Raw genomic sequence first — 13878 nt, forward strand, 5'->3', positions numbered from 1 at the left:
AAGATAAAACTAAAAGGTATGAGTCCAGTTCAATACCGAACACATACCCTGCAGGTTATTTAAACTTTTGTGTCTAACTTTTTGGGTTCACTTCAATGTCTCTGCCATGTCTTTTCACATTAATCAATAACAGTTGTGCTCCCTACATAGTAATCCTGCCACTGCTCACGAAGCTCTCGCTTGAGGAACTTTCCTACTCCTGATTTAGGAATCTCATCTACAAACACGATATCGTCTGGAATCCACCACTTAGCAAACTGAGTGTGTAAAAATTCGAGAATCTCTAATTTGAGATTTTGCCCCTTGTACAAATCCTTTAAGACGATACATGCTAATGGACGTTCTTCCCATTTTTCATGGGGAATCCCCACCACACAAGCTTCAAATACTGCCTCATGTGTCATAAGCGTATTCTCTAAATCAACGGATGAAATCCACTCCCCACCACTCTTAATTAAATCTTTCGTTCGATCCACTATTTTGATAGAACCTTCCTCATCAACGGTTACAACATCACCAGTGTGAAGCCATCCGTCTTTAAACGTGTCATCGCTTCGTTCATCACGATAATATTCGCTTGCAATCCACGGGCCGCGAAGTAACAACTCCCCCATCTCTTTGTCATCCCATTTTACTTCACCCTCTGCTCCCACTACTTTCATCTCGGTTCCCTGTACCATATACCCTTGTCTCGTCAATGATTGGATGCGATCTTCCTCAGAACCATCTTGATAGCTTTTTAACCTCGCAAATGATACCAGAGGGCTTGTCTCAGTCATACCATACGCATGATAAAAAGGAACTTTCCACTTTTCTTCAAAGGCTCGTACCATCGCAAGTGGGGCAGCTGAGCCACCGCATAACAAACCACGCAAGCTAGAGAGGTCATACACCTTCTGCTCCAATTCCTTTAGTAACCCTAACCAGATGGTCGGGACACCACCTGTGACGGTAACCTGCTCCGTTTCCATAAATTCAGCCAGTAATTGAGGAGTGAAATAAGGCCCCGGCAAGACTTGAGTACTCCCAAACCATACACATGCAAATGGTAAGCCCCACGCATTTACATGGAACATCGGTACGACGGTTAAAACCGTATCCCTTTCCGAAACGGCTGTACTATCTGCCAAACCAAGGGCCATCGCATGAAGGACGATACTACGATGGGTATAAACCACACCTTTGGGATTTCCTGTGGTAGCAGATGTATAGCACATGCCCGCCGCTTGATTCTCGTCTTCTATAGACGGAAACGAAAAAGCAGGGTCCGATTCGGCTAGAAGGGTCTCATAGGAATAGAGTGGCTTTAAGGGAGAATCCGGGAGATCCGTATTAGACATGAGCACAAACGCTTTTACAGTAGAAAGATAGGGTGCAATCGCCTCCACAAGGGGGAGAATATCTGGATCAATCAAGAGGACTTTATCTTCCGCATGATTAATGATATAAGCAATCTGCTGAGGAGACAGCCGAATATTAATGGTATGCAAAACAGCTCCCATGCTGGGAATCGCAAAGTATGCCTCCAGATGGCGATGATGATTCCAAGCGAGCGTCCCCACCCGCTCCCCTTTTTGAACTCCTAACTTTTCTAATGCATGAGCAAGACGACGTGTTCTTTGTGCAATTTCTCCATACGTAAAGCGATGAACCCCTCCAGCAGTTCGAGAAATTACTACCTTCTTAGAGAAATAACGCTCTGCATGTTCAAACATCATAGGTATTGTAAGTGGAACATTCATCATCATGTGCATCTGCTCCTTTGATTGGTTGTTAAAAGTCAGTTTAATCGGAAAATTAATGTCATATGAGAAAATACCCATAGAATTCGTACAAAAATGTATTTCTAATTCATTCCTGATTTGATACTCATGCAATAGTATTAATTCTATTCTTTAAATAAAAATTCCTCTTTGCAACGCGTATTTGAATGACAAGCTTACAAATGTGTAATCGATCTGTTATCGATTTCGATAGAAATGAGCTCCTGAATCCCTTACAGTGTATCTATATTTTGTGTTCCAGTGTAAAAATAGAAGAAAATGAGAAAAAATAAGATAGACACAGGTTCACAAGGAGAGTAGGGGACGAGCATGAATATACTAGAACTGAAAAAAGTATGCAAAATTTACGAAGGAACCGTCTCCTATCAAGCCCTCGACGATATGGACTTTACTGTGAAAAGTGGCGAATTCATAGGTGTGATGGGTCCCTCTGGGAGCGGAAAGTCAACCTTGCTTAATGTGATCTCCACCAACGATTTCCCGACTTCTGGACAAGTTTTCTTGTTAAATCAAGACCTTCACCGTCTATCAGAGGATTCGTTAGCCCAATTTCGCCGGTCCAATTTAGGATTCGTATTCCAAGATTTTAACTTGATGGACTCACTCACGATACGCGAAAATATCCTTCTACCCCTAGCACTGGAAGGAACCCGATTCTCTACTATGAATCAAGCGTTACAGAAAATAGCCATGCAATTAGGATTAACTGAGATCCTCGAACGATTTCCGTATGAGATTTCAGGTGGCCAGGCCCAACGGGTAGCCATCGCACGTGCCATTATTCATCGCCCTTCCCTGTTACTAGCAGATGAGCCTACAGGAAATCTAGATTCCCGTGCATCTCACGATGTATTAAACGTCCTAGAGCAGATGAATCAAGATTTCGGTGTAACGATTTTAATGGTTACGCATGATCCGATCGTAGCTAGCCATTGTCACCGAGTCATCTTTATTAAAGATGGGCGCATTTATAACGAAATGTACCGTGGCGCAAATCAACAAGCGTTTTACCAAGAAATTTTAAATGTACTTTCATTACTAGGAGGAGCCAGATATGACTTTTAAACAGTTTGCCCTGCGCAATGTACAACGAAATCTCTCCTCCTATTTGGCTTTTTTTATGGCAAGTACCATTTCCGTGATGGTCTTTTTTATCTTTTCAGTCGCTTATTTTCATCCCGATATGAATCTATCAAAAGATTCAGGACACTTAACCGTCATATTAACGGCTATCCTACCTTATCAATATGGATGTTCGTTAGTATTTATTCTGTACTCATTAGGAACGTTTCTCCATAGACGGTGGGGAGAATTTGGTGTACTTCGTCTGCTGGGCATTACAGATAGACAGTTCATCAAACTCATGTTTTTCGAAAATATCCTGATTGGTCTCATTTCGATTATCTCTGGAATTCTACTAGGGCTACTCTTTTCGAAGTACTTCTTTTTCGTCATATCCATGATCTTTCAGTTCCCTTTGGGATTCAGTTTATCTGCTTTTCCAATCGTGCTCACCTTTATCGCGTTCATCAGTTTATTTATGTTGGTGTCAATCCTATCGCCTTTTTTTGTTCGCTCCCAAAATATCTACTTCTTATTAACAAAAAGCCGAAAACAGAATCGTCAACCGAAAGCGCCTCTCCTAAAAGCAGTATGTGGTATAGGCATCATTTTGTTCCTATATGGGTTATTACTCAATGCCCTCCGAAATCCAGATGGACTAGATGACCTATTACTTGCAAAAATGGTGACATACTTAGAGTACGACAACATCCTCGCTGTATTTATCATACTTACCATTATTACGTACCTCATATTCTCTCACGCCAGCACTTTAGGTGTTACATTATTAAAACGAAATCTGCGCTTTTATTTTCATAGAACGAACTTACTCTGGATCTCCAGCCTAGCCCATCAAGCCAAACAAAATGCCCGAAACTTGTTTATCTCTACACTGCTAATCACGATTTCGATCGCGATTACAGCTAGTTTATACACAAGCTACCTGTATACAGCAGAAGGGATCATAAAAGACTTCGTCGGCCCTATCTCCTATGTATCGTATCCTCAAGACAAACAGCTTAAAGAAAATATAAATTATATTGATACGTATCTAAAAAAGAATGGATATGAATATAAGAAAGTCCAGATTCCTGTACTCGCTCTGAGCAAAATCGAAGATCATACAGGACAAAGGCCTGCCATAGCGCTTATATCTAACTCCCATTTTAATCAACTGGCTCGTTTTCTAGGTAGGGAAACGATTTCTCTAGAGGGAAATAATTCTCTTGTGCTGGTATGGAAAGGTTATGGAACGAAGATGGATCCCCTTGATGAGATTGAGTATCAAGAGATGGTACTAGGGGGCAGGAAGATAAATGTAATCGAAGTAACGTATAAACCCTTTTTAAATTTTGGAGCACTAATTTACTATGTAATTAGCGATTCATTGTATCATCAAGTGAAAACAAACTATCCAACATACACCTTTGTGGAGTATCAAATTCCAAATTGGACTCGTCTGGGAGACTTTAGTGCACAAATCACAGAACGATTTAATTATAATGAAGGACCTAGGCAAGTACACACGGCAGCGAATTATTTTCAATCCGATTTAATACACAATAAAACCTATTTCTTTCTTGGTTCCTTTATTAGTATGGTCTTCTTCATCGCGGCGATCAGCTTCCTCTACTTCCGCTTATTCGCAGACATCCAAGGAGAGAGGGAGAAGTATCACAACTTAACCAAAATTGGGCTCAAAAGGAGAGAAATCAAGCGGATTATCACCGGCCAATTAGCTATTTTCTTCTTTTCTCCTTTTGCAATCGCTTCTATCCATACTTACATGGTTCTCATTCTCTGGAACCATGAAAACGCAGAATCGGCACCATTTGATAAAATTCTTCAGGTCATTATCATCTTCGGCGTGATCCAAATTCTCTATTTCATATGGATTCGATCTAAGTACATTCGTACAATCTTTCACTACTTGGATCAAGGGAAAAGCTGACTTTGCTTTATTGCTGGAATACAATCGTTACCTGTGTCCCTTGGTTTAACTCCGAATGAATGTGTACTTCATGTGTTAATTCATCACAAATCTTTTTCACAAGAAATAGTCCAATACCCGTCGATTCACCAAATACACGTCCGTTTTTACCAGTAAAATATAAGTCAAATACGCGGGGAATGTCCTCAGGAGCAATCCCCACCCCCTGATCTGTTACAGATAAATAAACTTCCCTTCCCCTTTGCCCCATTCGAATCTTAATCCTTTTATTCTCACCCGACGTATAGCGAATCGCATTGGTCAACAATTGAAAGAGAACAAACTTCAACCATTTGCGATCTGTCGGAACCGTAAACTCTCCCTCTGCTTCGATCACAGGAAAAATTTCCTTTCGAATAAAGAGGCGTTTCATTTCATTGATCGTTTCCGTTGCAATTTGATTTAAAGAAACTTGTTCCACATAAAAATCATTCAGGAATGACTTGATGCGCGATAGATATAAAACCATATTTAAACTATGCTCGATCCGATCAATCTCCTCTTGCATATCATCAGCGCTGTCCAAGCCTTCTTCTGCTTGGACAGTTAGCTTCAATGCCGATAATGGCGTTTTTAATTGGTGTACCCAGTGATAGATAAAATCGATATGTTCCTGCTTCTTCTTAAGTTCCTCTTGCGAGGCTAGGCGAAGAAGACGGTGCTGTTTGGAAAATGTTTTTTTCACCTCATCTGTAAGGGGAGTTCGGTTCTGAATCCCTAAGAACTCATCCCCTTGCTCCCACTCCTTCTCTAACCTCTGATAAAACGATCTCTCCATCCCCAAGCGCACAAGCAGAAACATAGCAAATGGAAATAAGCTCACCAAAAATATATAAAGGACGTTTCCTGTGATCGTCACTTCATCTAAATACCGAAGCGTATAGTATAAGAGCAAAAACTGAATCACATAGATCAGGATAAAAGGGCTGTATACCTTAAAAAACAACCTCATTCAACGTCTTCCTCCCACGTAACATGGATTCGATAGCCAACTCCCTTTACCGTCTCGATCGCATGATCGATCTCTAATTCTTGTAGCTTCTTACGTAGCCTTGCTATGTATACATTTAATGTGTTTTCACCAATAAATATTTGTTCATCCCACACATGCTCAAGCAGTTTATTCCTTTTCACAGAGCGAGGATACACACTTATGAGAAGATCTAACATATCCATCTCTTTCTTCACTAGGAACAATTTCTGATCACGAAAATGTAACTCAAGCCGTTCTGGATACAAAATTAATCCGTGAAAACGAATTTCTCGCTCCTTATCCGAAGATGGGGTCACAGAGAATTCACCGTAGCTACGGCGAACTTGACTCTTAATCTTGGCCATGACGATATCATAGGAAAAAGGCTTCGTAATAAAGTCATCCGCTCCATATTCAATCGCCATCACCTGATCCATCTCCCCAATCCGTGCCGAAACAAAGATAATCGGGCATGAAGAAAGCTGTCGAATCTTTTTGCACCAATAATAGCCATCATACTTAGGAAGATTAATATCCAGTAAAACAACATGCGGAGAGTGCTTTAGAAATAGATCATCTATCTGGTCAAAGTCATCTACTAAAATCGGTTCATAACCAAATTTAAGCAAGTGATTGGATAAAAGTTGAGCAATTTTCTGATCGTCTTCTACGATAAGGATCTTATACAACTGCCGATCTCTCCCTCCCACAATATACGTTTATCGTTTATAAACAAAAAAATCCTTTACTCGTCCTAAAGAATTTCTTCTGATAAAAATGCCCCTTATTCCTTTTCAGTTCGTTTGATGAAATCCTCAACCTCATGGAATAAAGCTTTTCGCTCTCGATCCAGCGTAATAATATGACAAGATTTCTCAAACCAAGATAACGTTTTATCTTCGGATTTTATATGTGCATAAATATAGTCCGCGCTCTCAGGCCGAACAGTCTCATCGTTTGTAGATTGAACAACGTAAGCAGGTATCTTCACTTCATGAAGCTTACGCCTTACTTCTCGGATCAGCTTTAGAAGCTGGGCAATGCTACCTAATGGTGTTCGATTAAACGGAACCATCGCATTTTGAATTTGTGCGCTTCGCTTGCTTCTCTTCTGTGATGTATGGTATAAGTTCGGAGCAAAAAAATGAACGATCTCTACATATTTCGTCCGCTTGTCTTGTATCCAGATAGGCGAACACATCGTAATCACTCCAGCAAGTGAGCGATTCATGGCTAATTTTAAAGCCAATACTCCGCCCATAGATAGGCCAGCAACATATATCTTCTCTACGCCTGATTGCTTTAAATGATCGTACGCATTTAGAACATCTTGAAACCAGTCATGTCGATCCGACTTTTGTAAATCCTCTGGAGTTGTTCCATGCCCTTTTAAAAGGGGAGCACACACAGAATACCCTAACTCCTGGAAATATTGACCCATTGGTCGCATTTCTGATGCAGAACCTGTAAATCCATGTATAAGTAGAATGCCCGTTTTTCCACCTGGATAATAAAATGGCTCTGGAGAACGCTGAATCGTTTCCATCGTTGTTATCTTCCTCCATTTCCCGTAAACCTTTATCATTAGGATAACACAAAAATTTTTCCTTTAAACCTCATACACCATTACCCAGTACTTCTCTTCCAAATTACCTTCTTCCACCACTTTTCTCCAACCATGATCTTGATAGAACTTCATTGCTTTAAGATTTTTCGATACACATTTTAATCGTATCGGTTGTGTCATTTTTTCTATAGAAGCCTTAAGCAACTTAGTACCGACCCCTTTTCCGGAGAACTCGGGGTGGACAAATAGATTATGGATAAAGTTATCTGGTAAATACAATGAAGCAAATCCAAGAATGCTCTGATTCTCTTCTGCTACAATAATATGTTCTTCTAAAGTATGTTGGTCAAAATCCTCTAAAGTCATCTGTTCCACATTCGCCCAATAGAAGCTTTTGCAACGGGATTCTAGATATAAGTGCCTTAATTCAGGGAAGTCAGCCTTATTTGCTTCTCTAATGTTCAAACTCTCACTCTCACTTTCTTTCGTAAATAATTGGTTATAAAGTTAAAAACACTGCCACAAACCAAGTAAACCCAGTCACAACTTTAAATCTAGCATATAAATATTACACAACACTATAACTGTACATCATTTACTGTCTGCATAATCCATAGGGAGGGAAAACATGCAATTAAATGACTGTGCTAGGCCTCAGCCATGTCCTCCTTCTCCACCCCGTCTACGCCGAAACTTTCGATGGAGAGGTCGCTATATTGTTCCCGATCTAAACATCAATGTGCCTTTTACATGGCACGCAAACAATGGCAATGTCCAGATGATTGCTGGGAGCGAAAATCATCGTATTCACTTCACAAACCTCATCTACAACCATCATCTCTATACCTACACATATAAGTGGCCCGGACTTCAACCAGAATTCTTACCACCGCTGGAGAGTTGCGCCCCTCTCTTACGATTTAGTTTAAGAGACCTAAACGCCTTCTTTGCCACGTCACAGTATGTAGGACCAGAGATCTTATTAGGGAAAACAAACAGGCATGTCCATCATTTTCGAGCTACTGTAGTCATACCAGAGCTTCCCTCCGGATTCTATCCCCGTCTCCCAGTATCGTCGGCCGACATCTATGTAGATCAATCAGACTCCACTCAATTTGTACAAGTACTCCATTTCGGCCTTCAAAATATCTACGACCCATCACTCGACGAATGGATCGTCATCAACCAATTCTCCAACCGCCCAGGCAGAGTCGTTCTTCCTCCTGTTTGTACCTAAATGTAGCTTATTCATTTAAGGGCAACAACTGGACAACAAATACAATCTAATTATTAGTAAGCAAGTTTCCTATTACTTTAAACACAACGAAAAAATCCTGTAACATCAACACATACAGGATTTCTATCTTGGTGCTGATGACAGGATTCGAACCTGCGACCCCTTCATTACGAGTGAAGTGCGCTACCGACTGTGCCACATCAGCGTATGGAATTTTTGACAACATCATCATTATAGTAAGCGGTATCTTGTCCTGTCAATATAAAAAATGGCTCTGTTTGGTAGCAGAGCCATTTACTTGTCTTACATAAAGTTGGTGGAGGCGAGCGGAGTTGAACCGCTGTCCGAAGACCTCGCCACATAAGCTTCTCCGAGTGCAGTCGTCGTATTGGGTTGTTTCATCATTTGAACTGCCCAACGACAGGCCTCCCAAATGACTAGCTACTAATGCTTCGCCTTTTAGACAGTAGCCGTCTAAAACGCTAGCCTACTAAGTTATGAGACCCATCTACGCCACATAGGCGATGGAGCAGTGGATCCTAGCTGCAATTAAGCAGCTAGAGCAAAATTGTTTTGTTTGCCAGTTATAATTGGCGTCCGCGTGATTAACGAGAAACGCAGCCCCTCGACTCGCTACTTATGCTCGAACAATCCCCGTCGAATCCCATAAACGCCCCCATAATAGAAGGGTTTAGAGATGATATTCTAACAAGTTTCATCTTAACATGTAAGAATACGTCTACTCAATACCAAATGATACCTACTGATTTTGTTCTTTTAAACGACGTTGAATCTCACGCTGTGCATCGCGCTTAGCGGCGGTATGACGCTTGTCGTACAGCTTCTTACCACGTGCTAATCCTAAATCGACTTTGGCAAAACCACTACGCAGATGGACGTTAAGCGGAATCAAGGTAAGACCTTTCATCTTCGTTTGTCCAATCAATTTACTGATCTCTTTCTTGTGCAATAGTAGCTTCCGTGTACGTGTTGGATCCACATTAAAGCGATTCCCTTGCTCAAACGGGCTAATATGCATTCCAACGATCCATACTTCTCCTCTATCCACACGAGCATAGGCATCTTGCAGATTGACGCGGCCTTGGCGAATCGACTTGATCTCTGTACCAGTGAGCACAATGCCAGCTTCAAAAGTCTCTTCAATATGGTAATCATGTGTTGCTTTTTTATTGCGGGCAATCACTTTTGTCCCTTTGGAGCTCATTGTACCACCACCTACAGAAAAATATCCATTTAACATTTTACCAGATTTCTACTTCTAACGTCAAATGAGAAAGTTAGCATTATTTTTAAAAAAGATTACTCCACATTAAAATATACCCGCTCTTTGAGAATCGAAACCCAAGAGCAGGGGTGGGGAATCCCCGCTCTTATAAAGTTTTTATCGATTTCTCTTTCTACGAGTGTCCTGCTTCGGTCCTTTAGATGCAAATGATTGATCTGGACTCGTAGTACTAATTCGACCTTTTTTAGAACTAGAGCTTCTTTTTTCAGAACGCTTACCCTTTGAGCCTCTATTGCCAGTTGATGATTTTGGATCGGAAGATTTTGGTCTCCGTTTTCCTTGGCTTTTACCACGACGGCGATCTCCACCACGATCTTTTTCGCCCGGCTTCGATCTTCTCGCTTTTGACTTCTCTCGATGGAAGAAGCTCTCATCCAATTCATGTTGGGTGATGTGCTCCACTAATTCAAAGTCCACTTTTCGTTCCTCTAAACTAGCTCCACTTACCCGAATTTTGATCGGATCTCCCATTCGGAATATATGCTTCGTACGTTCACCAATCAAGAGATACGCCCGTTCATGGAAGTTGTAATAATCATCCGTTAGATTACTAACATGAATCAAGCCTTCCACGGTATTGGGCAGCTCTACAAAAATCCCGAAATTCGTGATACTGCTAATTACACCTTCAAACTCTTCTCCCACATGTGACTTCATATACTCTGCCATCTTCAGCGCATTCGTCTCACGTTCTGCATCAACCGCTACTCGCTCACGAATGGATGACTGCTCAGCCGCATCTGTTAAATAGGCTTGTAGATGCTCCATTCTCTCCAGTGAGATATGTCCATTCTCCAATACTTCACGAATGACGCGATGAATGAGTAAATCGGGATATCGGCGGATTGGCGAGGTGAAGTGAGAGTAAAATGTTGCCGCTAAGCCGAAGTGTCCAACGGATTCAGTAGAGTATTTCGCTTGCTTCATCGAACGTAGCAAAATCGTACTGATCACCATCTCTTCAGGACTACCTTCCACTCTACCTAATAAGCTTTGCAGAGCTCTCGGCTTTACTTTATCCGCTTTCCCTTTGACGTTATAACCAAAATTATTTACTAACTCGTAGAATGACATTAGCTTTTCCGGATCCGGATTTTCGTGAATCCGATAAACAAACGGGACATCTAGCCGATAAAAGTGTTCCGCTACTGTCTCGTTGGCTGCTAGCATGAATTCCTCGATCAATTGCTCAGCCGCTGTACGTGGTCGTTTAACAATATCAGTTGGCTTTCCGTGTTCATCCACCAAAATCTTCGCTTCCGAAAAGTTAAAATCAATCGCTCCACGGTTCATTCGTTTCTTCCGCAATGTATCTGCTAGGCTCGCCATCAAACGGAAATCTTCTACTAGATGCTGATATTTCGCGATCAATTCTGCGTCTTCATCAATCACAATTTTCTTTACGTCTCCATATGTCATCCGTTCATTCGTACAGATAACAGAGGCATAAATATCATGATTCACAACCTGACCTTCCGAGTTAATCTCCATATCACATGTCATCGTAAGCCGATCTACTTTCGGGTTCAAACTGCAAATCCCGTTGGATAAACGCTTAGGAAGCATCGGAATGACACGATCTACCAGATAAACACTACACCCGCGTTCATACGCTTCTCGATCTAGTGCGCTTCCTTCTCTAACATAATAGCTCACATCGGCAATATGGACTCCTAAGCGAACATTACCGTTTGGAAGGCGCTCTACCGAGACTGCATCGTCCAAATCCTTCGCATCTTCTCCATCGATCGTTACCATGACACGCTCTCGCAAATCACGACGATGTTTGATTTCTTCTTCACTGATCTGATCTGGAACGCCTTCTGCTTCTTGCTCCACTGCTTCCGGAAACTGCTCTGGCAAACCATGCTTACGAATAATGGACAGAATATCAATCCCAGGAGCATCTTTATCTCCCAAGATCTCTACAATCTCCCCTTCAATCGTAAATTTATCCGAAGTGTTAGGAACAATCCGTACTACGACGATCTGGCCATCCTGAGCATCTAACTGCTTTTCGGATGGAACAAAGATGTCTACATTCAGCCTTGATTCTTCGGGTAAGACAACTCCAAACAAAGGAGACGAGGCCTTAAAGCGTCCTACAATTTTTTCCCGCCCACGTTTCAAAACATCGATAATAATACCTTCTGGACGACGATCCCCTTTGCGAGGCTTATTTAGCCGAACTAATACGGTATCGCCATCAATCGCACCATTCATATCACTTCCATGGATGTAGATATCATTGATCTCTTCTGATTTTGGAAGCACAAATCCAAATCCTTTTGCACTTCCTTGCAACTTCCCTACAACCATGTTGTAATGTTTGGGGAGACCAAATTTTCCTCCTCGCGTCTGGACAATCTCACCTTCCGTCTCCAACCGGTTTAGTATGGAGACGAACTCTGCTTTGTCCTCTCCTGACACCTGAAGTTTGCGCATTAATTCCTCTGAACCAATTGGTTTATAGAGCGGATTTTTCAACATCTCTATTACTTGTTTTGCTGTGACCAAACTTTTAGCTCCTTTCAAAGCTACTTCCTTTTATCCAACCTATGGGATACATTTCAGAGGCTAAATTGATAATCATACATGAGTAGAATACCCGTTTTTCGATAAAGCTACTTAAATCAATCCTCAGAACCTAGCATATCACAATTTTTTCCTTTCCAACCTAAGTTAATCAATTTCGAATCAGCAGTTTCTGAAATGGCGATAACCGGTTTTCAAATAAAATTTCACCTAGTTCCGCTGCGATTAATTCAGCTCCATTCCATTTGGAATCAAACCAATTATATGGAACCACATTGTTGCTTAAAATAATGATCTCCGTGTCATGATTCATATTTAATTCCCATCTTGAAATGAAGCCAGATGGATGAGCCCCTGAATATCCAATACTCATCCCATGGATAAATTGATAAAACCATCCGCTCGCAATCAGCGATACATCCAACCACTTTTTACGCCGGAACGAAACCGTCTCCATTCTGTTTTTGCTATCACGATTTAGAAGCTCACATCTCTTGTAGCATTGCAAAAATTGATACAGATCCATCGCTGTAGAAACGATATCTCCACAACCATATCCCTTGTTAGCATTCCGCAAGTTCTGCTTTTTTCCTTTTATATGTCCTTGAGCTAATAGCGACAAATGCTCACCCTCAAATCCCGAACTCCCCATACCCGCCGGGGCAAATATCTTTTCTCTTACATAATCGCGATAAGGCCTACCGGTTACCTTTTCTAAAATCGTTGCTAACAAAAAAGTATTGGTATCATTGTAGGAAAACTTGCTTCCTGGTATAAAAGACAGATTTCGATCTTGAAACTGTCCCCAGATTTCATCCGGTTTCCGGCACCCTCTATCTGAGGTTTCATCCGAACCATTTTGATCATCTACGATTCCAGAGGTATGGTTAAGTAAATGTTGAATGGTTACTCCATCTAAAGGAGAACGGGAGAAAAATTTATCCAAAGAGTCAGATAAACATAGCTTTTTTTGCTCCATTAATTGAAAAATCGCCAGAGAAGTGAACGTTTCCGTAAGCGATGAAATTGGAAAACGAGTAACAAGGGTATTCTGAATCTCTGTATCAAAATCAGATTTACCAAAGGCTTCATGAAAAACAACTTTCCCTTTCTTTGCAATCAAAACCGTTCCAGAGAAATTAGTCCTTTTCTCTCGGAAATAGGTAGCAAGTCTTTCCATCTTAATCCCCCTCATGTAATTAGTTTACCGTATTTTCTTGTATTATATTCTAATTTAGATAAACATTGAACTAATTTTGAATATAATAACAACAATTCATTCTACATATAACAACTGCTCAATTAAATTAGATATCTTGTTTTAAGTAATTGTAATAATTTTACGATTATTTTTTCTAAAAAGTATGGTTTAAAATAAGCAGAAAAGTTAATATATAGTTGTTGCATCTTTCGATGCCTTCCGG

11 protein-coding genes, 1 tRNA gene and 1 other RNA gene are annotated in these 13878 nt (G+C 40.9%); 3 read left to right on the forward strand and 10 right to left on the reverse strand.

Annotated features, from left to right (window positions below):
• Nucleotides 1-119 precede the first annotated feature (119 nt).
• The gene (locus EDD57_RS03645; protein WP_207896797.1) at nucleotides 120-1745 is read right to left on the reverse strand and encodes a long-chain fatty acid--CoA ligase; all 1626 of its coding nucleotides are present in this window, start codon (nucleotides 1743-1745) and stop codon (nucleotides 120-122) included.
• Nucleotides 1746-2093: 348 nt separating this feature from the next.
• On the opposite strand from EDD57_RS03645, the gene EDD57_RS03650 reads away from it, so the two are divergent.
• Together EDD57_RS03650 and EDD57_RS03655 are read left to right on the forward strand one after the other, a co-directional pair.
• Entirely contained in the window at nucleotides 2094-2849 is a 756-nt protein-coding gene (locus EDD57_RS03650; protein ID WP_131848133.1) for an ABC transporter ATP-binding protein, read from the forward strand.
• Complete coding sequence (locus EDD57_RS03655; RefSeq protein ID WP_131848134.1) at nucleotides 2839-4797, forward strand: ABC transporter permease; 1959 nt, start codon at nucleotides 2839-2841, stop codon at nucleotides 4795-4797. Before EDD57_RS03650 ends, EDD57_RS03655 begins: the two co-directional genes overlap by 11 nt.
• A gap of 7 nt (nucleotides 4798-4804) precedes the next feature.
• On the opposite strand, the gene EDD57_RS03660 is transcribed toward EDD57_RS03655, so the two are convergent.
• From EDD57_RS03660 to EDD57_RS03675, 4 genes are all read right to left on the reverse strand, one after another.
• Nucleotides 4805-5788: a sensor histidine kinase gene (locus EDD57_RS03660; protein WP_131848135.1), complete on the reverse strand. Its 984-nt coding sequence runs from the start codon at nucleotides 5786-5788 to the stop codon at nucleotides 4805-4807.
• Nucleotides 5785-6498 carry a response regulator transcription factor gene (locus EDD57_RS03665; RefSeq protein ID WP_131848136.1) on the reverse strand — a complete coding sequence of 238 codons (714 nt, stop codon included), beginning with the start codon at nucleotides 6496-6498 and terminating at the stop codon, nucleotides 5785-5787. Before EDD57_RS03665 ends, EDD57_RS03660 begins: the two co-directional genes overlap by 4 nt.
• A 95-nt stretch (nucleotides 6499-6593) precedes the next feature.
• Nucleotides 6594-7355, reverse strand: a complete 762-nt coding sequence (locus tag EDD57_RS03670; RefSeq protein WP_165873655.1) for an alpha/beta hydrolase — start codon at nucleotides 7353-7355, stop codon at nucleotides 6594-6596.
• Between the two features lie 63 nt (nucleotides 7356-7418).
• Nucleotides 7419-7841 (reverse strand): GNAT family N-acetyltransferase, encoded by a 423-nt coding sequence (locus EDD57_RS03675; protein WP_131848138.1) that lies wholly within the window; start codon nucleotides 7839-7841, stop codon nucleotides 7419-7421.
• A gap of 163 nt (nucleotides 7842-8004) precedes the next feature.
• On the opposite strand from EDD57_RS03675, the gene EDD57_RS03680 reads away from it, so the two are divergent.
• The gene (locus EDD57_RS03680; RefSeq protein WP_131848139.1) at nucleotides 8005-8613 is read left to right on the forward strand and encodes a hypothetical protein; all 609 of its coding nucleotides are present in this window, start codon (nucleotides 8005-8007) and stop codon (nucleotides 8611-8613) included.
• Between the two features lie 129 nt (nucleotides 8614-8742).
• Here EDD57_RS03680 and EDD57_RS03685 read toward each other — a convergent pair.
• The 5 genes from EDD57_RS03685 to EDD57_RS03705 form a co-directional block, all read right to left on the reverse strand.
• A tRNA-Thr gene (locus tag EDD57_RS03685) sits at nucleotides 8743-8818 on the reverse strand.
• A gap of 109 nt (nucleotides 8819-8927) precedes the next feature.
• Nucleotides 8928-9291, reverse strand: a transfer-messenger RNA (tmRNA) gene (gene ssrA / locus EDD57_RS03690).
• A gap of 82 nt (nucleotides 9292-9373) precedes the next feature.
• Entirely contained in the window at nucleotides 9374-9838 is a 465-nt protein-coding gene (gene smpB / locus EDD57_RS03695; protein ID WP_131848140.1) for an SsrA-binding protein SmpB, read from the reverse strand.
• A gap of 177 nt (nucleotides 9839-10015) precedes the next feature.
• A complete protein-coding gene (gene rnr / locus EDD57_RS03700; RefSeq protein ID WP_131848141.1) occupies nucleotides 10016-12436 on the reverse strand; it encodes a ribonuclease R in 2421 nt (806 codons plus the stop codon).
• Between the two features lie 169 nt (nucleotides 12437-12605).
• The gene (locus EDD57_RS03705) at nucleotides 12606-13634 is read right to left on the reverse strand and encodes a serine hydrolase domain-containing protein (protein WP_165873656.1); all 1029 of its coding nucleotides are present in this window, start codon (nucleotides 13632-13634) and stop codon (nucleotides 12606-12608) included.
• Nucleotides 13635-13878 lie beyond the last annotated feature (244 nt).

This window comes from Baia soyae, assembly GCF_004341445.1.
GTDB lineage: Bacteria > Bacillota > Bacilli > Thermoactinomycetales > Thermoactinomycetaceae > Baia > Baia soyae.